Source organism: Serratia sp. NFX21 (assembly GCF_048517035.1).
GTDB classification, from domain to species: domain Bacteria; phylum Pseudomonadota; class Gammaproteobacteria; order Enterobacterales; family Enterobacteriaceae; genus Serratia; species Serratia quinivorans.
In genome coordinates this window covers 3,508,545-3,530,247 of sequence record NZ_CP183196.1, presented here as the reverse complement: position 1 = coordinate 3,530,247, position 21,703 = coordinate 3,508,545, and the positions used below count along the sequence as shown (strand labels likewise).

General features: G+C 58.0%; 22 protein-coding genes. 16 read left to right on the top strand and 6 right to left on the bottom strand.

Going from position 1 to position 21,703, the window contains the following annotated elements; all coding sequences use genetic code 11:
• Position 1: 1 nt before the first annotated feature.
• Together ACNT1W_RS16655 and ACNT1W_RS16650 are read right to left on the bottom strand one after the other, a co-directional pair.
• Positions 2 to 547: a fimbrial protein gene (locus tag ACNT1W_RS16655; RefSeq protein ID WP_115184436.1), complete on the bottom strand. Its 546-nt coding sequence runs from the start codon at positions 545 to 547 to the stop codon at positions 2 to 4.
• A 430-nt stretch (positions 548 to 977) separates the two neighbouring features.
• The gene (locus tag ACNT1W_RS16650) at positions 978 to 1,574 is read right to left on the bottom strand and encodes a tyrosine-type DNA invertase (protein ID WP_012145594.1); all 597 of its coding nucleotides are present in this window, start codon (positions 1,572 to 1,574) and stop codon (positions 978 to 980) included.
• Positions 1,575 to 1,883: 309 nt separating this feature from the next.
• On the opposite strand from ACNT1W_RS16650, the gene ACNT1W_RS16645 reads away from it, so the two are divergent.
• The 10 genes from ACNT1W_RS16645 (at position 1,884) to ACNT1W_RS16600 (ending at position 10,597) form a co-directional block, all read left to right on the top strand.
• Positions 1,884 to 2,108 (top strand): hypothetical protein, encoded by a 225-nt coding sequence (locus tag ACNT1W_RS16645; protein ID WP_135316955.1) that lies wholly within the window; start codon positions 1,884 to 1,886, stop codon positions 2,106 to 2,108.
• On the top strand, positions 2,105 to 2,371 hold the full coding sequence (locus ACNT1W_RS16640) for a hypothetical protein (protein WP_419245868.1): 267 nt from the start codon (positions 2,105 to 2,107) through the stop codon (positions 2,369 to 2,371). Before ACNT1W_RS16645 ends, ACNT1W_RS16640 begins: the two co-directional genes overlap by 4 nt.
• 222 nt (positions 2,372 to 2,593) lie before the next feature.
• Complete coding sequence (locus ACNT1W_RS16635) at positions 2,594 to 3,601, top strand: 3-oxoacyl-[acyl-carrier-protein] synthase III C-terminal domain-containing protein (protein WP_419245867.1); 1,008 nt, start codon at positions 2,594 to 2,596, stop codon at positions 3,599 to 3,601.
• Positions 3,598 to 4,614 carry an NAD-dependent epimerase/dehydratase family protein gene (locus tag ACNT1W_RS16630; protein WP_419245866.1) on the top strand — a complete coding sequence of 339 codons (1,017 nt, stop codon included), beginning with the start codon at positions 3,598 to 3,600 and terminating at the stop codon, positions 4,612 to 4,614. The genes ACNT1W_RS16635 and ACNT1W_RS16630 overlap by 4 nt, the downstream gene beginning before the upstream one ends.
• Positions 4,607 to 5,413: an MBL fold metallo-hydrolase gene (locus tag ACNT1W_RS16625; RefSeq protein ID WP_419245865.1), complete on the top strand. Its 807-nt coding sequence runs from the start codon at positions 4,607 to 4,609 to the stop codon at positions 5,411 to 5,413. Before ACNT1W_RS16630 ends, ACNT1W_RS16625 begins: the two co-directional genes overlap by 8 nt.
• Positions 5,410 to 6,693 carry a F390 synthetase-related protein gene (locus ACNT1W_RS16620; protein WP_419245864.1) on the top strand — a complete coding sequence of 428 codons (1,284 nt, stop codon included), beginning with the start codon at positions 5,410 to 5,412 and terminating at the stop codon, positions 6,691 to 6,693. The genes ACNT1W_RS16625 and ACNT1W_RS16620 overlap by 4 nt, the downstream gene beginning before the upstream one ends.
• Positions 6,693 to 7,310 (top strand): phosphatase PAP2 family protein, encoded by a 618-nt coding sequence (locus ACNT1W_RS16615; RefSeq protein WP_261413867.1) that lies wholly within the window; start codon positions 6,693 to 6,695, stop codon positions 7,308 to 7,310. Before ACNT1W_RS16620 ends, ACNT1W_RS16615 begins: the two co-directional genes overlap by 1 nt.
• On the top strand, positions 7,307 to 8,440 hold the full coding sequence (locus ACNT1W_RS16610; protein ID WP_419245863.1) for a sterol desaturase family protein: 1,134 nt from the start codon (positions 7,307 to 7,309) through the stop codon (positions 8,438 to 8,440). The genes ACNT1W_RS16615 and ACNT1W_RS16610 overlap by 4 nt, the downstream gene beginning before the upstream one ends.
• On the top strand, positions 8,433 to 9,515 hold the full coding sequence (locus ACNT1W_RS16605; protein WP_419245862.1) for a fatty acid desaturase family protein: 1,083 nt from the start codon (positions 8,433 to 8,435) through the stop codon (positions 9,513 to 9,515). The genes ACNT1W_RS16610 and ACNT1W_RS16605 overlap by 8 nt, the downstream gene beginning before the upstream one ends.
• Positions 9,512 to 10,597 carry a fatty acid desaturase family protein gene (locus ACNT1W_RS16600; RefSeq protein ID WP_419245861.1) on the top strand — a complete coding sequence of 362 codons (1,086 nt, stop codon included), beginning with the start codon at positions 9,512 to 9,514 and terminating at the stop codon, positions 10,595 to 10,597. The genes ACNT1W_RS16605 and ACNT1W_RS16600 overlap by 4 nt, the downstream gene beginning before the upstream one ends.
• A 49-nt stretch (positions 10,598 to 10,646) precedes the next feature.
• On the opposite strand, the gene ACNT1W_RS16595 is transcribed toward ACNT1W_RS16600, so the two are convergent.
• The 3 genes from ACNT1W_RS16595 to ACNT1W_RS16585 are packed head-to-tail and all read right to left on the bottom strand — an operon-like array spanning position 10,647 to position 13,221.
• Positions 10,647 to 10,796: a DUF2474 domain-containing protein gene (locus ACNT1W_RS16595; protein ID WP_071593056.1), complete on the bottom strand. Its 150-nt coding sequence runs from the start codon at positions 10,794 to 10,796 to the stop codon at positions 10,647 to 10,649.
• Between the two features lie 14 nt (positions 10,797 to 10,810).
• Positions 10,811 to 11,818, bottom strand: a complete 1,008-nt coding sequence (gene cydB / locus ACNT1W_RS16590) for a cytochrome d ubiquinol oxidase subunit II (protein ID WP_012145583.1) — start codon at positions 11,816 to 11,818, stop codon at positions 10,811 to 10,813.
• Between the two features lie 2 nt (positions 11,819 to 11,820).
• Positions 11,821 to 13,221 carry a cytochrome ubiquinol oxidase subunit I gene (locus ACNT1W_RS16585; RefSeq protein ID WP_012145582.1) on the bottom strand — a complete coding sequence of 467 codons (1,401 nt, stop codon included), beginning with the start codon at positions 13,219 to 13,221 and terminating at the stop codon, positions 11,821 to 11,823.
• Between the two features lie 144 nt (positions 13,222 to 13,365).
• Between ACNT1W_RS16585 and ACNT1W_RS16580 the strand changes: the two genes are divergently transcribed.
• The 6 genes from ACNT1W_RS16580 to ACNT1W_RS16555 all read left to right on the top strand — a co-directional run bounded on the left by ACNT1W_RS16580 (position 13,366) and on the right by ACNT1W_RS16555 (position 20,525).
• The gene (locus ACNT1W_RS16580; RefSeq protein ID WP_012145581.1) at positions 13,366 to 14,784 is read left to right on the top strand and encodes a PLP-dependent aminotransferase family protein; all 1,419 of its coding nucleotides are present in this window, start codon (positions 13,366 to 13,368) and stop codon (positions 14,782 to 14,784) included.
• Between the two features lie 153 nt (positions 14,785 to 14,937).
• Entirely contained in the window at positions 14,938 to 16,626 is a 1,689-nt protein-coding gene (locus ACNT1W_RS16575) for an ABC transporter substrate-binding protein (RefSeq protein ID WP_329906830.1), read from the top strand.
• Between the two features lie 48 nt (positions 16,627 to 16,674).
• Entirely contained in the window at positions 16,675 to 17,631 is a 957-nt protein-coding gene (locus ACNT1W_RS16570; RefSeq protein WP_017893140.1) for an ABC transporter permease, read from the top strand.
• Between the two features lie 2 nt (positions 17,632 to 17,633).
• On the top strand, positions 17,634 to 18,584 hold the full coding sequence (gene opp4C / locus ACNT1W_RS16565) for an oligopeptide ABC transporter permease (protein ID WP_012145578.1): 951 nt from the start codon (positions 17,634 to 17,636) through the stop codon (positions 18,582 to 18,584).
• On the top strand, positions 18,581 to 19,567 hold the full coding sequence (locus ACNT1W_RS16560) for an ABC transporter ATP-binding protein (protein WP_419245860.1): 987 nt from the start codon (positions 18,581 to 18,583) through the stop codon (positions 19,565 to 19,567). The genes opp4C and ACNT1W_RS16560 overlap by 4 nt, the downstream gene beginning before the upstream one ends.
• Positions 19,557 to 20,525 (top strand): ABC transporter ATP-binding protein, encoded by a 969-nt coding sequence (locus tag ACNT1W_RS16555; RefSeq protein WP_419245859.1) that lies wholly within the window; start codon positions 19,557 to 19,559, stop codon positions 20,523 to 20,525. The genes ACNT1W_RS16560 and ACNT1W_RS16555 overlap by 11 nt, the downstream gene beginning before the upstream one ends.
• Position 20,526: 1 nt before the next feature.
• On the opposite strand, the gene ACNT1W_RS16550 is transcribed toward ACNT1W_RS16555, so the two are convergent.
• The gene (locus ACNT1W_RS16550; RefSeq protein ID WP_419245858.1) at positions 20,527 to 21,501 is read right to left on the bottom strand and encodes an alpha/beta hydrolase; all 975 of its coding nucleotides are present in this window, start codon (positions 21,499 to 21,501) and stop codon (positions 20,527 to 20,529) included.
• Between the last annotated feature and the right edge of the window lie 202 nt (positions 21,502 to 21,703).

Genomic DNA, 21,703 nt, shown 5'->3' with positions numbered 1-21,703 from the left:
TTTAGTTGTACTTGACGTTGAAAGTAGCGCTGGAGTTAGCTACGCCGGAAGTCACTGTCGCTGACGTGGCAATATAGCGTGCGGTAAAGTCCAGTTTGTTAACGTCTGTCGCACCGGTCTTCAAGTCATAGCTGGCAGAAGGAGTTTTTAATGCCAAAACGGTGTCGCTTTTATCGCTGATTTGGATCCCAACCCCGGTAGCAGCAGGTGCGGCAGTGGTGCCCGCGGTCAGAGCCAGTACTTTTTTGTCGTTGTCTGCCGCAGTGCCGTCAAATTCGACGTTGGCTTTGGTATAGGCCGCCGGGCAATTTTTCAGATTGATGGTGAATTTGCTGGAGGTACCGGTAGAGCCGGCCCCTGAGAAGGCCGTTTTATTCAGCGTTCCCATAGGGACACTGATCGCCGTTGCTCCCGCAGCCAAATCGACCTCACAGGTTGCATCTTTGATATCACCCGTGAAGTTGATGTTACCGTCAGCAGCAAATGCCGAAGCGGTCGAAAATAATGCGATCGTAGCCAATGAAGTGACCAGAAGTGTTTTTTTCATAGATAGGATTCCTTGAGGAGTGCATTCTTGCACAATGTCCATTTAACTCATTGATTGAGTTGTCCTTTTTTTAGCTGACGCTCGTGTTGCCATAGCGATGCAAACGCAACATTTTGAGTCAAACTGTCACATTAGGCAGATAGTTCTACTGGTTGATTGGTTTGGAGTGATGTATGGGATATAACACCATGGATGGTGTTTAAATTGGTGAGTGATGCTGCTTAATTATTCAGTAATGATTCAGGGAGATAAAAGAAATCGGCTGACCGTGTCGAAAAACCTGGAATTGATCGGAATGGTCATGTGAAGACGTTAGTGAGGGATGAATTTATTTTGTTGATATTAATAGAGTTATAGGTAAGGATAAAAAAACCACAAAACAAACATTGACTTTTTTTCAGGATATTCCTAGTTTAGTTGTCAGTTTGACTCAAATTGTTACATTTTCCTCCTCTTTTTCCTCCTTCCACAGGTGTTTAAATCGTCCGGCATTGGCCGCGGTGTACAGCACCGTATGCTGAATATTACGGTGTCCCAGATAGTCCTGGATCACCCGGGTATCGGCGCCATTATCCGCCAGCGCATAGCCACAGGCATGGCGCAACATGTGCGGATGGGCGTCCACATCAAGTCCGGCCTGCTTACCGTAAGCCTGCAACATGCGATAAATGCGCTGGCGCGACAGCCGGTAGCCTTTCTGCGACAGAAACAGCCACTCTTCATCCTCCAGATTGCGACAGGACCGGCGTTTTTCCAGCCAGCGGGTCAGTAGATTTTTCTCGGTGGTTTCCAGCGGATGGATGGTGGATAGCCCGTTTTTAAGGCGGTTCATATAGACGCAACCGCTTTCCATATCCAGGTCCGCCATGCGCAGGCCGTTAAGCTCACTAACGCGGCAGCCGTGAATGAAACCCATCCAGATCAGGCAGCTGTCTCGCTCGGGCGCTCGTCCGGCGGCGGCCTGTTGCAGCAGGCGGGTGACCTCGGTACGGGTCAGGTGCTTGCGGTGGTTGTGAGATTTTTGCATTGCTTCTCCTCGAAAAAAACAAAGGCCGGCAACAGGCCGGCCATTGGCGTCGTCCGTCAATCATTGACGATGCAAGGGGCAGTATAGTGCAGGTTGGGTGCAAAAGTTCGAAAGTCTGTGGGCTGTAAAATCCGATCTTCTTTAATATCTGGCAGCAATAGGCTGACTTTTCATATTTGCCAGTTCGATGAGACGTTTATTTCGCGCAAGTTGCTGAATTTGCGAAGCGTTACGCAGTTCACTAATTGAACAATGATCGCTGGTGAAGTAAGCTTTTCTCCACTAACTGACAGCCACAGGAGGTGGGGTATGCGTAGTTTGCCAATTCGGTTATCAAACGAAATTGATGATAATCTGAACGATATTGCACAGCGGCATGGAATGAAAAAAACGGATGTGATCCGCTTGGCTTTTGCGCTAATCAGCATTGCTGACAAGCAGTGGGTGAAACAAGACGGTTCCTCTCTTGGTATTGTGCGCGAGAACGGTGAGGTGTTGGAGGCGGTAGGTCAGGTGGTGGGGGTTTTCCCATGAGCATCCAAAATCAGAGTGTGAAGGTGGATGTGGAAACACTGTATTTGGATCCGGCATTGGTGTTTGACGAAATGGAGCGATTGCGGCTAGCGCGTCAGGTATTGTGCGGCATCTTCGTTATCAGCGTGGGCGTTTTTGTTGCCCACGCGTATTGGGATCAAAATGAATCCATCAGGCAGGTGTTTGAACTGTTGAAGATTGGCGCACTGCCGTTGGTCACATTGGTGATCTCCTTTTATTTCCCCCATCGTACCGCCAGATAATGCCTGCCGATTTGCGCATTTTTGCTTCCTTGCCGTAAACTTGCTATCTCAGTATTGTTACAATTAATTGTCGGCGGCCGCCGGCTGTTTGCAGTGCATAACAACAATCAATAGCCCAGTTTTGCGGGCACTTTGGGATTTAAAACCGGGGATGGCTCGGTGCTGTCACAGGATAGCGCCGGGAGATCGCTTTATGGATATGCAGGTTAGTTAACAATAATAATGACAACACAAACTTGTTCACCCACGTTGCTGCCGTTGAAAGTCATCGCCACGGGGGCAGCACTGCCACCCAACCGAGTCGACTCCTCCGCGCTCGATAGCCTGCTGTGCAAGCCGACAGGCTACGTCGAGAAACGTTCCGGTATCAGCTACCGTTTTCACGCCAGCGATGATGCCAGCCAGGCTGAACTGGCCGTCGCCGCATTGCAGGATGCCTTAAACCGTTACGGGATCGACGCGCAGTCGATAGATCTGCTGATTTCCGCGTCGGCGATTTCAGTACAGGCCCTGCCATGCACGGCGGCGCATATTCTTAAGGTGGCCGGACTGGCACCGGGCACTGCCGGTTTCGATATCAACAGCAGCTGTGTCAGTTTTATCTCCGCCCTGCAGGTGGCCGCCGGGCTGCTGAATGCCGGTACCTACCGGCGCATTGCTATTGTCTCAGCCGATTTGGCTTCTCGCGGTATTGACTGGGAGCATGAAGAGTCCTCGCTGATTTTTGGCGACGGCGCGGCCTGCGCCATCGTCGAGCGCGGCGACGGCAGCAGCGGTATATTGGCCAGCCTGGTGGAGACCTATCCTGAAGGTAGCGAGCTGTGCGAGATACGTGCCGGGGGGACGCGGCGCAACCCGCGCGCCGGCATGACTAACAGCGATTTCCTGTTCCATATGCAGGGCAAACAGCTGTTCCGCCAGGCGTCGGCACTGATCGAAGATTATCTTGCTCGTTTGCTGGCAGCCAGTGGACTGACACTGGCGCAGATCGCTACGGTGGTGCCGCATCAGGCAAGTCACCTGTCGCTCGAACATATGCGCAAGCGGCTGCATGTTCCCCCTGAAGTACTGGTGGATATTTATCGCTATCACGGCAATCAGGTGGCGGCATCTATCCCCACGGCGTTACACGCTGCGGTTACCGGCGGGCGATTTAACCCAGGTAAGCCGGTGATGCTGATTGGCACCGCCGCCGGGCTGTCGCTGGCCGGCATGGTGCTGCTGCCATGAGGGTGTTGGTCACCGGAGCCACCAGCGGACTGGGGCGTAATGCGGCGCAGTGGCTGTTGGAAGCGGGCCATCAGGTCCATGCCACCGGGCGCGATAGCCGCGCCGGGCAGGAGCTGCGTGAGTTGGGTGCCGAGTTCAGTCCGCTTGATTTGGCGCAGGCCACGGCAGAACAGTGCCGTCAACTAATGACCGGCTGCGATTGGGTCTGGCACTGCGCGGCCAAATCCTCGCCCTGGGGCAGCAAAAGCGAATTCTATCAGGCTAACGAGGCCGCGACCGAAAAACTGGCGCAGGCGGCAGGGGACTGTGGCGTCCGGCGTTTTGTTCACATCTCCACGCCGGCAATCTATTTCGATTTTCGGCCGCACCAGAATATTGACGAAGGCTATCGCGCCAGGCGTTTCGCCAACCATTACGCCGCCAGCAAATATGCCGCCGAGCAGCGGTTGCAGGCACTGGTACCGCGTTACCCGCAAACGACCTATATTATTCTACGGCCCAGAGGGCTGTTCGGCCCACACGACCGGGTGATTGTACCGCGGGTGCTGCAACAGTTGGATCGCGATCGCGGGGTGCTACGGTTGCCTGGCGGTGGCAAAGCGGTATTGGATCTGACCTTTGTACTTAACGTGGTGCATGCGATGGATCTGGCCAGCCGCCAGCACGGGTTGCCATCCGGCGCGGCCTACAACATCACTAATCACCAGCCGCAGCGGCTGGCGGAGATGCTGGATTCGCTGCTGCGTCAGCAATTGGGGCTGCGCTACCGGTTGCAGGCGGTGCCTTATTCCTTGCTGTATGCTCTGGCGGGCGGGCTGGAGTTACTGGCCCGTTTTACCGGCAAAGAACCCATGCTGACGCGCTATAGCGTGGCGGCGGTGCATTTCGATATGACGCTGAGCCAAACCCTTGCCGTGGAACAGTTGGGCTATCGGCCACGCTATTCGATGGAAGAGGGGATCCGCATCACCGGCGAGTGGCTTAAACGGCAAGGAGAGCAGCCCCATGGCTAAGGTCACTGTTTTTGAGGTGGGGTACTGTACCCATATCGGCTGTATGGCGCTGCGCGGTGCGGGATTCCGGGTGTGCAAGTTCCCGGCCCGCGCTTATTTGCTTGAAGTAGGGAACCGTCGTTGGCTGTGGGATACCGGCTATGCGCACTATTTCCAGCAGCAGACGCAGTCCGGCATTTTCCGCATTTACCGCCAAATGACGCCGGTGTATTTCGACCCCCGTGAGTCACTGAGCCAGCAGTTGCTGTCTGCCGGTTACGCCGCTAATGATATTCAGGCGCTGATTATTTCGCACTTTCACGCCGACCATATTGCCGGGCTGCGTGATTTCAAACATCTCGATTTTATCTGCTCTGGCGAAGGCTGGCGGCAAACTCGTACCTTACGGGGCTTCGCGGCATTAAAACGCGCCTTTATCCCCGGTTTGATCCCTGATGATTTTGAGAGTGGCCTGCAGTTTATCGAGGGTTTCCAACAGGTCAGCCTGCCTGCGCTGCTGGCACCCTTTGATCGCGGCTATGCGCTGCCGGGCAGTGAAGGGCAGATCCTGCTGGTCGATCTGCCGGGGCATGCGGCCGGTCATATTGGCGCGTTTATTCTCACCGACGGTGGCTGGACGCTGCTGGCCAGCGACGCGGCCTGGTCACCGCTGAACTATCAGCAATTGCGCGGGCCTTCACGCTTGGCCAATCTGGTGATGGACGACGCCAAGGCTTACTACCGCACGCTGGAGCGACTGAATCAGCTATGGGCGAGCGGCAACGCGAATATTTTACTCTGTCATGAGGGGGATTTATGATCCCACTGATGACGCTGTGGCATTACTTTCGCACCCGACGCTTAACTTTTGCCGACCGCCAGGCGCTGGAGGCATACCAGGCCAAACGGTTAAAGAGTTTTGCGCGCCGGGTGCTGGCGAAGAGTCCTTATTTCAGGCGTTTCAACCGGCAAGATATTGCCACCTGGCCGCTGATGGACAAGGCGCTGATGATGGCGCAGTTTGATCAAATGAACACCGCCGGGCTGCAGCGCGATCAACTGCTGGCCTGCGCGCGGCGCAGCGAGCAGCAGCGAGATTTCAGCCCGAAAATCGGTAAATACAGCGTGGGCCTGTCGTCGGGGACTTCCGGACAGCGCGGTATTTTTGTCGTCAGCCCGGATGAACAAAGCCTTTGGGCCGGTGGCATGCTGGCGAAAATGCTGCCGGACGGCCTGTTTGCCGGCGAGCGCGTGGCGCTGTTTCTGCGGGCGGACAATAACCTGTATCACAGCGTCAACAACCGCTGGCTGAGCCTGGAGTTTTACGATCTTTTCGCCCCCTTTACCGCGCAGTTGGCACGGCTGGAGCAACAGGCGCCCACCATTATTGTCGCGCCGGCTCAGGTACTGCGTGCGCTGGCGCTGGCGGTGCTGGCCAACCAGATTCGGCTCGAGGTCAAAAAGGTGATTTCGGTCGCCGAAGTGTTGGAAGAGCAAGACCGACGGCTGTTGGCGCAGGTGTTCCCGGCGGTGGGTGAGGTCTATCAGGCCACCGAAGGCTTCCTGGCGGCCACTTGCGCGCATGGGACTCTGCACCTGAACGAAGAGTTTTTGCATATAGAACCCCAATGGATTGATGATCAGCGCTTTACGCCGTTAATCACCGACTTCACCCGCAGCACCCAACCGATAGTGCGCTATCGGCTGGATGACGTGCTGGTCAGGCAGACGGAGCCATGCCCCTGTGGACAGGCGTCGATGGCGATTGCCCGTATTGAAGGGCGACGGGACGATCAACTGATGTTGCCGGATGCCCTTGGCCAGCCTCAACTGGTGTTTGCCGATTTATGCAGCCGGGCGATCGCCAATGCGCTGCCGCTGACCAGCGATTACCGGCTAATCCAGAGCGGCGAGCGGCAGTTGCAACTGATTGCCGACTGTAGCGAAGCAGAACTGGCGCACTGCCGGCTGCAGCTGTCTGCCTTGTTTGAACGCCATGGCATCGACAGCGCTGGGCTGGAATGGCAACTGAGCGTGCAGGCGGTGATGCCGCAGTTTGACCGCAAGAGAAGACGGATTACCCGGCAGGTGGCGGCATGATGAAAACGCTACCGTACCGGCTGTGGCAAATGCTGTTGGGTTGGGGATTCGTTGGGGTGATTTATAGCAGTACCGATCGCCTGCAGGGAGTGGGCACGCTGCTTCCCCCTTCGGCGATTGACCGTTGGGTCCCCTTTAGTCCGACGGCCATTTGGCTGTACCTGTCTTTCTTTATCATTATTCCGTTGGGCTACTTGTTGGCACCGATCCCGCGGGTTCGATGGTTGCGTGCCGCGATGCAGCTGACGGCGTTGGGGGCCGGGGCGGTTTACCTGTTGTGGCCGACCACTATGGCTTACCCGCCGGACAGCGGGGTCGGCGTAAGTTCAAAACTGCTGGCGGCGCTAACCCAGGTGGATTCGCTGCAAAACTGCCTGCCCTCACTCCATATGGCGCTGACGGTGCTGGCGGTATGGGCACTGAGCTGCCGGCAGCGTAAAGTGAGAACCGCGCTGTTGATACTGTGGGCGCTGGCGATTGCCTTTTCCATTTTGCAACTGCGCCGCCATCTGCTGGTCGATCTGGTCAGTGGGGCGTTGCTGGCATTTTTGGCCGGCTGGTTGGTTCAGCGCAAACAAAGCTGGCGGCGTAATGCCACCAAAGGAGAGATAGGATGAGCGAACTGGCGATGCCGATCCTGTTCATGCTGTTTGTGGTGATTGGCGAGGCGCTGGTGCTGCAGTATGCACAGCGCCAGCAGGTCAACTGGCACGATCTGGTGTTCAATCTCAACTCCGGCCATATCATGCTGTGGTTGTTCCGCGGGCTGGAAATCACCTGTTACGGCTATGTGGCGGCGCACTTCAGCCTGGATCTGCTGAGTAGTTGGCCACCGGTGCTGATGTGGCTGTTTGCCCTGCTGGCGTGGGACTTCGGCTTTTACTGGTTGCATCGCTTGCATCATCACCTGCGCGTGCTGTGGGCGGTACATGTGGTGCATCATCAGGGTGAGCATTTCAATCTGTCGCTGGGGGTGCGCAATTCCTGGTATTCGTCGTTGACCTCGATCCCGTTTTTTCTGCTGTTGGCGCTGTTGGGCGTGCCGCTGTCGGTGTTTGTCACGGTTTCTATCCTGCACTACAGCATTCAATTGTTTAACCATAATGCGCTGACCCCCAAACTCGGCTGGCTGGAACACATTCTGGTCACTCCGGCGCACCATCGGGTGCATCACGTTAAAGATATGGCCTATTCAAACCAGAACTTTGGCGGCAGTTTTATTTTTTGGGACAAGCTGTTTGGCACTTTTTGCCCGAGCCTGCCGGAAACGCCGTTTGTGTATGGCGTTAGCGGCGATAAACCTTCCGCCAATCCGTTCTGGGCCAGCAATCTGCCATTCTTGCGTTACTTTCGCCTGCGTTGGCGGCCCAGGGCGAGCAACGGCCGATTCCGCTACTCGGCGCTTAGCGTGTTCAGCGGTGCGATGCTGCTGTTTACCCTGGTGATTGGCTATGTTTACCAGTACGGCTATGGCTACAGCGATATCAGTTGGTCGCAGATGGCGCTGCTGGTGTTGCTGGCGTTGGGCTCGATGGCGCTGGGCGGCATGACCGAAGGGCGTCGCTGGGCGGTTGTCGCCTGGTTGATGATTACGCTGAGCCTTCCGCTGCTGTTTATTGGTTACCTCGGATGGTCGCAGCGTTATTGGCATCTCGCGATGGCCTTGATCACATTGCACGGGGTTTGCGTGGCGCTGGGCTGGGGCCGCGTGCGCGCTCTTAAGCCAGTGGAGGAACCCCATGGCTGACACACTGGCACCACTGAAGTTTCCCGCCGACGGTGAGCAGGCGTTTCATCGTGATCTTAAAAGGGCGGCTCATGCCTATCTGGCCGGTGACCATCGCTATGCCGACGGTTGGCGGCTGGCAAAGGCGGCGCTGTTGTTGGCGCTGTGCGTGGGCTTTTATGCGCTGAGTCTGATGCAGCAGCAGGTTTGGGCATTTTTGGCCTGCTATTTTTTGTTCGTGATGATGGGCATGTTACTCAACGTGAATGTGAACCACGATGCCTCGCATAATGCTTTTCTACGCGCCCCCTGGGCCAACCGACTGGCGGGGCGGCTGGTGACGCTGCCGCTGGGGGTAGACCCGGATTATTGGCGGGTGCGGCATGTGGAATATCACCACTTTTATGCCAACGTCGAACACTACGATCTGGATACCGAAGAGAATGGTTTTTTCCGCCAGACGCCGTTCCAGCGCTGGCGCAAACATATGCGTTATCAGCACCTGTACTGGCCGTTGATTGCCGCACTCTCCTTGCCCTATATCGCCTGGATATTTGACTGGTCGGATCGCCTGGGGAAAACCCCGTTGCATGAAAAGAACATTTTACCGGGCCGCAGCGGCTGGGCGGTGTTTATCCTGTGCAAGATTGGCCATCTGTTGTTGGTGCTGGCAATCCCCCTGGTGCTGTGCCAGCAGAACGGTATCGGCTGGCCGTGGGTGCTGCTGGCCTATGCGCTCAGCCAGATGTGCGCCTCGTTGTTGGTGGTGTTTCTATTGTTGGGAACCCATTGGGCGCAGGCCGAATTTTACCCGGTGCCGGAGGGTGAAAGCATGCCACATGGCTGGTATCGCCATAATTTCGCGACCGCCTGTGACTGGCAGACTTCGCCGCGTGGGTTGCAACACTTGACCGGCGGGCTGAATTATCATCTGACCCATCATCTGTTTCCCGGCTGGAATCATCGTCATTATCCGGCGCTGGCCGCCATAGTGGCGCAGTTGGCGGCGCAACACGGTATGGAATACCGCTGCATTGGTTACCGCGAACTGCTGGCGCAGCAACAGCATTTCTTACGTCGGATGGGGCAGCCATGAAGCCGTTACGGCCGTTGGCCTTCAAGCCGGATGATAGCGGGCTGCATCGTGCGCTGATGCAGGCCGCGCAGGGTTATCTGGCCGACAATCGCGACCATCGTTTTGCCGATGGCGGCATGCTGGCGAAGGTGCTTTTCCTGCTGGCGCTATGCGCGCTTTGTTATGGTTTGAGCCTGCAGCAGCAGAGTCTCTGGGCATTTTTTGCCTGCTACTTCGGTTTTATCTTCATCGGCATGTTCCTCACGGTCAACGTGGTGCACGACGCGTCGCACAACGCGTTTTTCAGACGACCCTGGGCCAACCGCTGGCTGAATTGCCTGGTGAGTATCCCGCTCGGGTTAGATCCCGATTGCTGGCGGGTGCGGCACGTTATTTTTCACCACGCCCACAACAACGTCGAACATTACGATCCCGATATCGACGCCAATGGGGTGCTGCGGCAGACGCCGTTCCAGCGTTGGCGGCCCTTTATGCGCGCGCAGCGCTTTTACTGGCCGCTGGTGGCGGCGATGACATTTCCGTATTACATCTGGCTGTTTGACTGGCTGGACCGGGCAGGGCGAACCCGGGTCAGGGCGCGGATGGCGCAACAGGGCCTACGTGGTTGGAGTATTTTTCTGGCGGGCAAAGCGGCGCACTTGCTGTTGGCGCTGGCGATCCCGTGTTATCTGCTGCCGCCGGCAATCGGTGTCGGGCAGATCCTGCTGGTTTATCTGCTAAGCCAGATGTTGTCGTCACTGCTGTTCGTAATGTTGATTATCGGCACCCACTGGGCCAAGGCGCAATTTTATCAGGCACCGACGCAGGGGCCGTTAGCGCACGGCTGGTACCACCATGTGTTTGCCACCACCTTTGACTGGTTCCCGCGGCCGCGCTGGCTGGGCTATTGGTTGGGCGGGGCAAATCTGCACCTGACCCACCACCTGTTCCCGCACTGGAGCCACCGCCATTACCCGGCATTAAGCCGTATCATTGCCGAGGTGGCACCGCGCTTTGGCATCGACTATCGGGTATTGGAACTGGGGGAGTTGCTGCGGCTGCAGCAGCGCTTTCTCAGCGCGATGGGGCGCAAACCGGTTTAGTTATTAGCGTGGGCATTTTACTGCCCACGCTTGCCAGACAGCGCCTGGATTAATGCGATCTCATGCCCGCGGCATTCATCAACAGGCGGAACAGCGAAGCGACCGCGAACAGCCCCAGCACGCTGGCGCTCCAGATCACGACCAGCCAGCCGACGCGTTTCCACCAGGGGGCCGGTACAGGTGCGGTTTTATCCTGCATAGTTTCTTCCCTCATCAGTGATAACCCTGTTCATGGCTGACCTTGCCGCGGAACACGTAGTAGCTCCAGAAGGTGTAAACCAAAATAATTGGAATGATAAACAGCGCGCCAACCAGCATAAAGCCCAGGCTTTGTGGCGGCGCAGCGGCTTGCCACAGCGTGATGGAAGGGGGGATCAACAGCGGCCAAATGCTGATGCCCAACCCGCTCAGGCCGAGGAACACCAGCAGCAGGGTGAGCAAGAACGGCGAGTAGTGCGCCGCATTTTTCACCCCATGCCCAATGCCCCAGGCGCTGAGCAGCACCAGGATCGGCACCGGCAGCAGCACAAATAGATTCGGCAGTGAGAACCAGCGGTTGGCGATCTCCGGGTGAGCAATCGGCGTCCAGATACTGACTACCGCCAACACCAGCAGCAGGGTAGCCAACAGTGGCATTGCCAGCCGGTACATCCGCGCCTGCAGGTCACCGGCGGTTTTCATCACCAGCCAGGTGCAGCCGAGCAACGCATAGGTCACCACCAGCCCCAACCCGCAAAACAGCGCGAACGGGGTCAGCCAGTCGAGGGCGCCACCGGCATAGGTGCGGCCGTTGACCGGGAAACCCTTGATGATGGCACCCACCACCACCCCCTGGCTGAAGGTGGCGAACACTGATCCCCAGATAAACGCCTTATCCCAGATGTGACGTTTTTCCGCGGTGGCCTTAAAGCGAAACTCAAAGGCCACACCGCGGAAGATCAGGCCAAACAACATCAGGGTCAACGGAATGGCCAGCGCGTCGAGGATCACTGCGTAAGCCAGCGGGAAGGCGCCAAACAGTGCCGCTCCGCCCAGAACCAGCCAGGTTTCATTGCCGTCCCACACCGGGGCGACGGTGTTCATCATCACATCACGGTCACCACTGTCCTTAACCCAGGGGAACAGGATGCCGATACCCAAATCAAAGCCGTCCATTACCACGTACATCATGGTGCTGAACACGATGATCACAAACCAAATCAGCGGAAGATCAATGCCCATGCTCAGCTCCTGTCATCCAGAGTTTCTTTCACCGCAGACAGCGGACGTGCCGGTCGGCCTTCGGTGTCATCTTCATGCACTTCATGCTGCTGCGGCCCTTTGCGGATCAGCCGCATCATGTAGGAGTAGCCCACGCCGAACACCGAACAGTAGACGATGATAAACGCCAGCAGGCTGATGCTCATGTGCAGGTCGCCGTGCGCGGAGACCGCATCCCTGGTGCGCAGCAGGCCATACACCACCCACGGCTGACGCCCAATCTCGGTAGTGAACCAACCCGCCAGCAGGGCCAGCAACCCGGAAGGCCCCATCCACAAAATGAAGTAGAGGAACGGCCGGGACTGATATAACCCGCCGCGCCAGCGCAGCCACAGGCTCCAGACCCCGGCGAGGATCATCAGCATGCCCAGCGCCACCATGATGCGGAACGACCAGAACACCACGGTGGAGTTCGGGCGGTCCTCCGGCGGGAAGGATTTCAGCGCCGGTACCTGCTCGGTCAGGCTGTGGGTCAGGATCAGGCTGCCCAGGTAAGGCACTTCAAGCTTGAAGCGGGTTTCCTCGCGTTGCATATCCGGCCAGCCGAACAGGATCAGCGGGGTGGCTTCACCCGGCGGGTTTTCCCAGTGGCCTTCGATGGCTGCGATTTTTGCCGGTTGATACTTCAGCGTATTCAGGCCGTGCGCATCGCCGATCATCGCCTGTATCGGCGCGACAATCAGCGCCATCCACATTGCCATCGACAGCATTTTGCGCATCGCCGGAGTGTCACGCCCGCGCAGCAAATGCCAGGCGGCGGAGGCACTGACAAAGAACGCCGAGGACAGGAAGGCCGCGGTGGACATGTGCAACAGCCGGTACGGGAATGACGGGTTGAAAATCACTTTGAGCCAGTCGACCGGCACCACCTGGCCGTTAATGATTTCGTGGCCCTGTGGGGTCTGCATCCAACTGTTGGACGCCAGGATCCAGAAGGTGGAAATCAGCGTCCCCAGCGCCACCATGCAGGTAGCGAAGAAGTGCAGCCCAGGGCCGACGCGGTTCCAGCCGAACAGCATTACCCCGAGGAAACCGGCCTCCAGGAAGAAGGCGGTCAGCACTTCATAGGTCAGCAACGGACCGGTGATACTGCCGGCAAACTCGGAGAAAAAGCTCCAGTTGGTGCCGAATTGATAGGCCATCACCAGGCCGGACACCACGCCCATGCCGAAGTTGACGGCGAAAATTTTTGACCAGAAATGATAGAGATCGCGGTAGGTTTCATTCCGCGTTTTCAGCCACAACCCTTCCAGCACCGCCAGATAACTGGCCAGACCGATGGTAATTGCAGGGAAAATAATATGGAAAGAAACGGTGAAGGCGAACTGTATTCTGGCAAGTTCCAGTGCATCAAGACCCAGCATGGCGCCTCCTTGGGTTGTACATAAAATGGCCTCTTCAGTATAGCGGTAATTTTTCTATCGAAAGCTTGGCGCCAAGTTAAGCACGGAGTACAGTAACTATAATAGTGACAGTTATTTCACTTTTTCATATAACAGTTAGGGCCTATGACCAGATACGAACAGCTTGCACAACAGATTCGTGAACAGATCCAGAACCGGGTATGGCGGGCGGGGGACAAGCTGCCGTCGCTGCGAGAGAGCGGTAAACGTGCCGGGCTGAGCCTGATGACGGTGGTGCAGTCGTATCAATTGCTGGAGAGTCAGGGTTGGATCGTCGCACGGCCGCAATCCGGTTATTACGTGGCGGCGCGTCCGCAGCCATTGCCGCAGCCGGCGCACGGCGCAAAGCTGTTGCTGAGCGAGCAGGTGGATATCAATACCTTCATTTTTGATGTGCTGCAGGCGTGCCAGGATCCGGATATTGTGCCCTTTGGTTCGGCGTTTCCCGACGCCACCTTATTTGCCCAACCGAAGCTGGCGCGGGCGCTGAGCAGCGTGGCACGCAAGTTTACGCCGCACAGCTCACTGGCCAATCTGCCGCCCGGCAATGAAGCACTGCGCCGCCACATCGCCCAGCGTTATGCGCTGAGCGGCATGCAGGTGGCGCCGGACGAAATCGTGATTACCGCCGGGGCGATGGAATCATTAAGCCTCAGCCTGCAGGCGGTGACCCAGCCGGGGGACTACGTGGCGATTGAATCACCGGCGTTTTATGGCGCGTTGCAGGCACTGGAGCGGCTGCGTCTGAAGGCGGTGGCGATTGCCACTCACCCGCAGGACGGTATTGATCTCGATGCGCTCGAGCAGGCGCTGGAGCAGTATCCGATCAAGGCCTGTTGGCTGATGACCCACTTCCAGAACCCGCTGGGGGCCAGCCTGTCGGACGACAACAAGCAGCGGCTGGTGAGTTTGCTGCGTGAGCGGCAGATTTCCCTGATTGAGGACGACGTTTATGGCGAGCTTTATTTCAGCGCCGAGCGGCCGCAGCCAGCCAAGGCGTGGGACAGCGGCGGGCAAGTCCTGCACTGTTCGTCGTTCTCCAAATGTCTGGCCCCGGGTTTCCGCGTCGGTTGGGTGGCGGCGGGGCGCTACGCGCAGCAGATCCAGCGTTTGCAGCTGATGAGCACGGTGTCCACCAGCGTGCCGACCCAGTTGGCGATAGCCGACTATCTGCTGCACGGCGGCTACGATACTCACCTGCGGCGCCTGCGCCGTTTGCTGGCGCAGCGCCAAAGCATGATGCGCCAGGCGATTGCCCATCATTTTCCGCCTACCGTCAAAGTCAGCCAGCCGGACGGCGGCTATTTCCTGTGGCTGGAACTGGATCCGGCGCTGTCGTCGATGGAACTCTACCAGCGAGCGCTGGCATTGGGAGTGAGTATCGCACCGGGCAGGATGTTCACCACCGGTAACCATTTCAACCACTGCTTCCGCCTGAACGCCTCTTTTGACTGGAACGACAAGCATGAGGCGGCAATCAAAACCTTAGCCAAACTTATCCGGCAGCTCGAACCGGCAGGCTGAACAGCGCCAACGGCGGGGCATCGCAATAGAAAAATTCATAATGCTTTTTTTGGCAATGGAATGCCGGTTTCGTTGTTAGACAGCCCTCCGGCCGCCCATTACTCTGCGATAAATTTTGTCACATTTTATCAACGGGTAGACAAGGGGCAGTGGGTGAGAAAAATAAAAAATAATATAAACAGACTGTTGCAAAAACGACTGGTGCCCCTGGCGCTGGCTGGTGCGATAGGCATTTCATTGGGTGCGCAGGCGGAAACGCTGACGGAAGGGATCACTCCGGCCACCGATGCCAGCCTGGTACCGAATGCCGCCAAGCTGCGTAAAGACACCGTGGTGGCCGGTATTCTCGAGCCACAGGGCAACTTTAACCCTTATCTGTTCACCAACGGTTGGGATGAGAACGTCACCGACGTGATCTTCACCCGGCTGATTGGCCTGGACAGCCAGGGTAAACCCGTCGCACGGCTGGCGGAGTCCTGGCAGGTCAGCCCTGATAACCGGGTGTATACCATCAAGCTGCGCCCGAACCTGCTCTACAGCGACGGCTCGCCAATCAAGGCCGAAGACATCGCCTTTACCCTGACGCTGCTGCATGACCCGGCCTATGATGGGGATACCGACATTGCCCCGGCGCATATTCAGGGTGGTGCGGAATACAAAAACGGCACCGCCCCCAGCATCAGCGGGTTGAAGGTGATTGACGATCGCACCCTGCAGATCACCACCACCCAGCCGGGTGCGACCACGCTGCAACTGATCGGCGGACCGGTATTGTCGAAAGCCTACTATGGCAAGGATTATCAACGCGGCAAGCTGGAAAGCGTGCGCGCGTTGAATGGTAAGCCGTTGGGCAACGGCCCCTATATTTACGACAAATACATTCCGGGGCAGGAAATCCGCTTCCACGCCAACCCGAATTTCTACCTCGGCCAGCCGGCGGTGGCGCGCTTTATTTACCGCGTGACCAACCCGGCCACCAACTTCCAGCTGTTCCAGACCGGTGAAACCGACTATGACGCCTTCACCTCCAAGCCCGATGACATTGAACAGTTGAAACTGTTGGGCTTTGCCAACATCAATTTGTACAGCTCAAGCGACTACAGCCGGGTGGATTTCAACTTTAAGCGCCCGGCGTTGCAGGACGTGCGTGTCCGTCAGGCATTGATCTACGGTTTGGATCGCCAAAAACTGATTACCGTGGTGTATCAGGGATATGGCTCAGTGGCTAACCAGCCGATCTCACCCGTTTCCTGGGCCTATGATCCGCAAGGCATCAATCCATACGCTTATGACGTCAACAAAGCCAAGCAACTGCTCGATCAGGCCGGGTGGAAACCGGGTGCGGACGGCATTCGCCAGAAAGACGGCAAGAAACTGGAGCTGACGCTGCTGGTGACCAAAAAGCTGCTTAACGATGCGCTGGTGCCGATCGCCAAAGACAACTATCGGCAGATAGGCGTGCTGCTCAAACCGCAGGTGTTGGATTTCAACGCGTTGCTGGCGCAGCGCAAGGCCGGGAATTATGACCTGGCGTCGCTCAGCACCAGCGGGTTGAATGACCCGCATGATGGGGTGCGCGATTTCATCAGCCAGGTGAGTGAAACCGGCTATCACAACCCGCAGGCCGACCAACTGATCGGTCAGGCTAACGCCACGCTGGATATCGGGCAGCGCAAACCGCTGTATCACCGGCTGTATCAGGTGCTGGCGGAAGACCCACCGGTGATCCTGCTGGGTAACCGCAAAGTGCTCAGCGCCAGCAGCGCCCGCGTCACCGGCTTTAAACCGGATGTCTACAATGGCCTGACCGGCAGCCTGCCAGACGTCAAACTGGCTCAGTAACGGCAAGGTACCGCCGCGCTCCTCCGTGCGGCGGTAATGGAAAACACCATGAGAAATTTTATCCTGCGCCGCCTGCTGCAAACCCTGCCGATGCTGCTGCTGGCATCACTGCTGATTTTCTTTATCTTCGCGCTGACGCCCGGCGATTTTATTGACGGCAACATTAACCTGACGCCGCAGCGCGCCGCCGAATTACGCGCGCTGTACGGGCTGGACCAGCCACTGCTGATCCGCTATTGGCACTGGCTCGGCCAACTGCTGCAAGGCAATCTCGGTTTTTCGCTGCAGTACCAGATCCCGGTCAGCACCTTGTTGAACCAGTACATCTGGAATTCGTTCCTGCTGGCTTCGGTCGCCCTGGTGCTGTACTGGGGCATTGCGCTGGCGGTTGGCGTGGCTTCGGCGATGAAACCCTATTCGCTGTTCGACCATCTGGTCACGGTGGCGGTGTTCGGCGCCATGTCATTTCCGACCTTTTTCCTTTGCCTGCTGCTGATCAAATGGTTTGCCGTCGATCTGCATTGGCTGCCGGCGGGGGGCATGCTGCGCACCGGCAGCGAAGCGACCGGGCTGGCCTGGGTGGCAGAGGTGGCGGCGCACCTGCTGTTGCCGGTGCTGGCGCTGGTGATGCTGCAGGCTGGTACCCTGACGCGCTATTTCCGCGCCAGCATGCTGGATGTGATCCGCATGGACTACATCCGCACCGCTCGCGCCAAAGGCCTGAAGGAGAAAACGGTGATCGTCAAACACGCGCTGCGTAATGCCTTGCTGCCGATCATCACGCTGCTGGGGTTTGAATTACCGGCGCTGTTTTCCGGCGCGCTGATCACCGAAAAAATCTTCAATTGGCCAGGGGCGGGGCACATCCACATCGACTCGCTGGCCGCCCGTGACTATCCGGTGCTGATGGGCTTCACGCTGTTTCTGGCGGTGCTGACCATTTTGGGCAATCTGCTGGCGGACATTCTGTACGCCTATGCCGACCCACGAATTCGTTTGAGGTGAAGATGTTGTCAACGCTGTTTTTTGGACGCCGTCGCCGCTGGCGGCAGGCGCAACTTCCGGCGCTGGCGCAGCTGTCGCCACCCCCAACCGCACAGGCCTGGCAACGGCTGCGGCGTCACCGGCTGGCGATGGCCTCGCTGCTGTTGCTGCTGATACTGGCGGTGCTGTGCATCTTCGGGCCGATGCTGTCGCCCTGGCAGGACGATGCCGGTGATGCGCTAAACATCAACCAGGCACCCAATGCGGCACACTGGCTCGGCACCGATTTTCTCGGCCGTGATATTTATACGCGCCTGCTGCTGGCGGGGCGTATCTCACTGACCATCGGCCTGGTGTCGATGCTGCTGTCCGTCACGCTCGGCTACCTGCTGGGAGCACTGTCCGGCTATCTGGGCGGCATGGTGGACAAGCTGATCATGCGCTTTGCCGATCTGCTGATGACCATCCCCAGCCTGCCGCTGCTGATCATTATGGGGGCGATGCTGTCCGAGCTGGACGTCTCGCCGGACTACCGTATCTACATGGTGATGATCATGCTCAGCCTGCTGGGCTGGCCGTCATTGGCGCGGCTGGTACGCGGCCAGATCCTGTCGCTGCGCGAGCGCGATTTTATGCTGGCGACCGAAGTGCTCGGGCTGTCTACCCGGCGGCGTTTGTTTGGTCATCTGTTGCCGAACACCATTCCCATCCTGGTGGTGGTGGCGACCATGGGCGTTGCCAACGCCATTCTCAGTGAGTCGGCACTTAGCTACCTGGGGCTGGGCGTGGTACCGCCGACACCGTCGTGGGGCAACATGATGGACGCCGCCAACAGCCTGATCGATTTTCAACGTCGTCCCTGGTTGTGGATGCCACCCGGCCTGGCGATTTTTATCACCGTGGTAGCGATTAATATTCTGGGTGACGGCCTGCGGGACGCGCTCGATCCGAAAATGAACGGAGCAAGACCATGAACCGACCCCTGCTGGCTTTTAATCAACTGTCGGTGGCCTTCAATGGCGAGCAGGGCCGGGTGCAGGCGGTGCAGCAACTGAGTTTTGAACTGCATGCCGGACAGACGCTGGGGGTGGTCGGCGAGTCCGGCTGTGGTAAAAGCGTCACCGCCATGGGGCTGATGGGGCTGTTGCCGCAGCCGCTGGCGCAGATTGACGGCGGCGAAATCCATTTTGACGGGCAAGATTTATTGAAACTGCGACCGCAGCAGATGGCCGATCTGCGCGGTAACCGGCTGGCGATGATTTTCCAGGAACCGATGAGCGCCCTGAACCCGGTGCTGACCATCGGCGAACAGCTGGTGGAACCGCTGATCCGTCATCGCGGTACTTCGCCGAAGGCGGCCTGGCACGAGGCGACGGCGCTGATTACCGAGGTGGGGTTGGCGCGTGCGGAGCAGTTGATGACCAGCTACCCGCACCAGCTCTCCGGCGGCATGTTGCAGCGTATTATGATTGCCATGGCCATCAGCTGCCGTCCGGCCCTGTTGATTGCCGATGAGCCGACCACCGCGCTGGACGTCACCGTACAGGCGCAGATCCTGGCACTGCTGCGTGAACAGACCCGCAAAAATAATATGGCGATGATGCTGATCACCCACGACCTTGGCGTGATTGCCCAGATGGCCGACCGGCTGGTGGTGATGTACGCCGGACGGATAGTTGAGCAGGGGGCAACGCGTGAAGTGCTGGCTAACCCGCTGCACCCTTATACTCAGGGGCTGATGGCTTCGCGACCGGTGGCCGGGCAGCGGCGACGCAGATTGTATTCGATCCCCGGTCAGGTACCTGATTTGGCTAAACTGCCCGACCATTGCGCCTTCGCCGATCGTTGCGCTCAGGCCAGTACGCGCTGTCGCGACGGCATCCCGCCGTTGTATGGCCCATTGCAGCGCCAATCGGCCTGTTTTCTGAATGCCGGAGGGCGCATTCATGTCGGCTGAGTGGTTAGTGGAAGTCAAAGGTTTGAAGAAGCATTTTCCGCTGCGGGAAGGCCTGTTCGGCCGGACTTCCGGGCAGTTGCGAGCGGTGGATGACGTCAGTTTCGGCATTCGAAAAGGCACGATTTTCGGCCTGGTGGGCGAGTCCGGCAGTGGGAAAACCACCGTCGGCCGCACGCTGCTGGGGCTGCATGACAAAACCGCCGGTGAGGTGCTGTTCAAGGGACAGGCGCTGGATGCGCTCAGCCCACGACGGCTGCGTGAGATGCGCCCGAAGATGCAGTTGGTGTTTCAGGATCCCTACAGTTCGCTGAACCCGAGGATGCGCATTGGCGATGCGATTGGTGAAGCCCTATTGCAACATGGGCTGGCGCAGAGAAACGAGCTGCGTGATCGGGTGATCGACACCATGGAGATCTGCGGGCTGTCGGCGCAGCACTACGGCCGTTTTCCGCATGAGTTTTCCGGTGGTCAGCGGCAGCGTATCGGTATTGCCCGCGCGCTGATCCTGCAGCCGGAATTTATTGTCGCGGACGAGCCGATTTCGGCGCTTGACGTCTCAATACAGGCGCAAATCATCAACCTGTTTTCCGATCTTCAGGAGCAGCAGGGGGTGACCTTCCTGTTTATTTCGCACGATCTCGGGGTGGTGGAACACCTGTGTCAGGACGTGGCGGTGATGTATCTCGGCCAGATTGTCGAAAGCGCAGACCGCGACAGCCTGTTTGGCCAACCGCGCCATCCCTATACCCAGGCGTTGCTGGCGGCGGTGCCCAGTCTGGATCCGCAACGCCAGCCGCAGGCGATGGCGCGGGGCGAACTGCCTAACCCGGCGCAACCGCCGCACGGCTGTCGTTTTCACACCCGTTGTCCGCAGGCCACCGCGCAGTGCCGGGAACAGGCCCCGGCATTACGGACGGTGTCAGCAGGGCATCGGGTAGCCTGCCATTATGCCGATTAGCCTAGGCCAGATAATGTTTGAGCGCCCGCCCGGCCTGATGGATGGCGGAATGCACCGCCGGCACATGGGCGATAGGGTTTAGCAGCCCGTAATCGTGGATCAGTCCATTGTAGCGAGTGGAAGTGACCTCTACCCCGGCGGCATTCAGCAGCCGGGCATAGGCTTCACCCTCGTCACGCAGCACGTCCAGTTCGGCGGTCTGCACCAGTGCCGGCGGCAGGCCTTTTAGCTGTTCCAGCGTGGCATTGAGCGGTGAGGCGTAGATCTCCTTACGCTGCGCTTTATCGGTGGTGTAGTTGTCCCAGAACCATTTCATCATGTTGCGGGTCAGGAAGTGGCCTTCGGCGAACTGGTGGTAAGAGTCGGTATCAAAGCTGGCGTGCGTTACCGGCCACAGCAGGATCTGCGTGCGCAGCGCCGGGGTGCCTTTTTCTTTGGCCATCAGGCTGACCACCGCCGCCATATTACCGCCGACGCTGTTGCCGACCACTGCCAGCCGCGAGCCGTCAACGTTGATTTTCTCGCCGTATTCGGCCACCCATTCGGTGGCGGCATAGGCCTGATTGATGGCGGTTGGGTAATGAGCCTCCGGTGACGGGGTATAGTTGACGAACACCGCTGCCGCACCTGAGCTGTAAACCAAATCACGCACCAGCCGCTCATGGGTAGGGAAATCTCCCAGCACCCAGCCGCCGCCGTGGAAGAACATAAATACCGGAAGTGTTTCCTTGACCTTGGCCGGTCGCACAATGTGCAGCAGGATATCCTGCCCCTCGATATGAATGGTTTTCTCGCTGATTTCGACCTCGCGCAGTGGCACTTCGACGCTACGCTGCGCGCCCTCCAGCACTTTGCGCGCCTCTTTCGGTTTCATTTGTTCCATCGGCTTGCCACCGCCGGCATTCAACGCATCCAGAAAGGTGCGGATATCATGCTGTGCGGCCGGTTGGGTGGGATCTACAGTTTTCTTGGACATCAGGGCTCCTCAAGCGTTTTTCGGTCGAGATCACAGTGTAGTTGAATGGCTGCCGTTTGCTGGCCCGACAGCACGTTGAGAAAAGGCGGGCCAAGCCACGCTTTCGGCCACCTGAGTTTGACTTTTCTACGGGGCGAAGATACTTTTTAAACACCAATGGAACACGTGTTCCATTGGTGCCGAACACCGGATAATCCGGTGC

Coding starts and splice junctions, on each gene's coding strand:
- ACNT1W_RS16640 (WP_419245868.1), top strand. CDS start 2,105: ATGAGCATCCAAAATCAGAGTGTGAAGGTGGATGTGGAAACACTGTAT.
- ACNT1W_RS16560 (WP_419245860.1), top strand. CDS start 18,581: ATGAACCGACCCCTGCTGGCTTTTAATCAACTGTCGGTGGCCTTCAAT.
- ACNT1W_RS16555 (WP_419245859.1), top strand. CDS start 19,557: ATGTCGGCTGAGTGGTTAGTGGAAGTCAAAGGTTTGAAGAAGCATTTT.
- ACNT1W_RS16635 (WP_419245867.1), top strand. CDS start 2,594: ATGACAACACAAACTTGTTCACCCACGTTGCTGCCGTTGAAAGTCATC.
- ACNT1W_RS16615 (WP_261413867.1), top strand. CDS start 6,693: ATGAAAACGCTACCGTACCGGCTGTGGCAAATGCTGTTGGGTTGGGGA.
- opp4C (WP_012145578.1), top strand. CDS start 17,634: ATGTTGTCAACGCTGTTTTTTGGACGCCGTCGCCGCTGGCGGCAGGCG.
- ACNT1W_RS16620 (WP_419245864.1), top strand. CDS start 5,410: ATGATCCCACTGATGACGCTGTGGCATTACTTTCGCACCCGACGCTTA.
- ACNT1W_RS16585 (WP_012145582.1), bottom strand. CDS start 13,221: ATGCTGGGTCTTGATGCACTGGAACTTGCCAGAATACAGTTCGCCTTC.
- ACNT1W_RS16650 (WP_012145594.1), bottom strand. CDS start 1,574: ATGCAAAAATCTCACAACCACCGCAAGCACCTGACCCGTACCGAGGTC.
- ACNT1W_RS16625 (WP_419245865.1), top strand. CDS start 4,607: ATGGCTAAGGTCACTGTTTTTGAGGTGGGGTACTGTACCCATATCGGC.
- ACNT1W_RS16570 (WP_017893140.1), top strand. CDS start 16,675: ATGAGAAATTTTATCCTGCGCCGCCTGCTGCAAACCCTGCCGATGCTG.
- ACNT1W_RS16595 (WP_071593056.1), bottom strand. CDS start 10,796: ATGCAGGATAAAACCGCACCTGTACCGGCCCCCTGGTGGAAACGCGTC.
- cydB (WP_012145583.1), bottom strand. CDS start 11,818: ATGGGCATTGATCTTCCGCTGATTTGGTTTGTGATCATCGTGTTCAGC.
- ACNT1W_RS16580 (WP_012145581.1), top strand. CDS start 13,366: ATGACCAGATACGAACAGCTTGCACAACAGATTCGTGAACAGATCCAG.
- ACNT1W_RS16630 (WP_419245866.1), top strand. CDS start 3,598: ATGAGGGTGTTGGTCACCGGAGCCACCAGCGGACTGGGGCGTAATGCG.
- ACNT1W_RS16655 (WP_115184436.1), bottom strand. CDS start 547: ATGAAAAAAACACTTCTGGTCACTTCATTGGCTACGATCGCATTATTT.
- ACNT1W_RS16550 (WP_419245858.1), bottom strand. CDS start 21,501: ATGTCCAAGAAAACTGTAGATCCCACCCAACCGGCCGCACAGCATGAT.
- ACNT1W_RS16645 (WP_135316955.1), top strand. CDS start 1,884: ATGCGTAGTTTGCCAATTCGGTTATCAAACGAAATTGATGATAATCTG.
- ACNT1W_RS16600 (WP_419245861.1), top strand. CDS start 9,512: ATGAAGCCGTTACGGCCGTTGGCCTTCAAGCCGGATGATAGCGGGCTG.
- ACNT1W_RS16610 (WP_419245863.1), top strand. CDS start 7,307: ATGAGCGAACTGGCGATGCCGATCCTGTTCATGCTGTTTGTGGTGATT.
- ACNT1W_RS16605 (WP_419245862.1), top strand. CDS start 8,433: ATGGCTGACACACTGGCACCACTGAAGTTTCCCGCCGACGGTGAGCAG.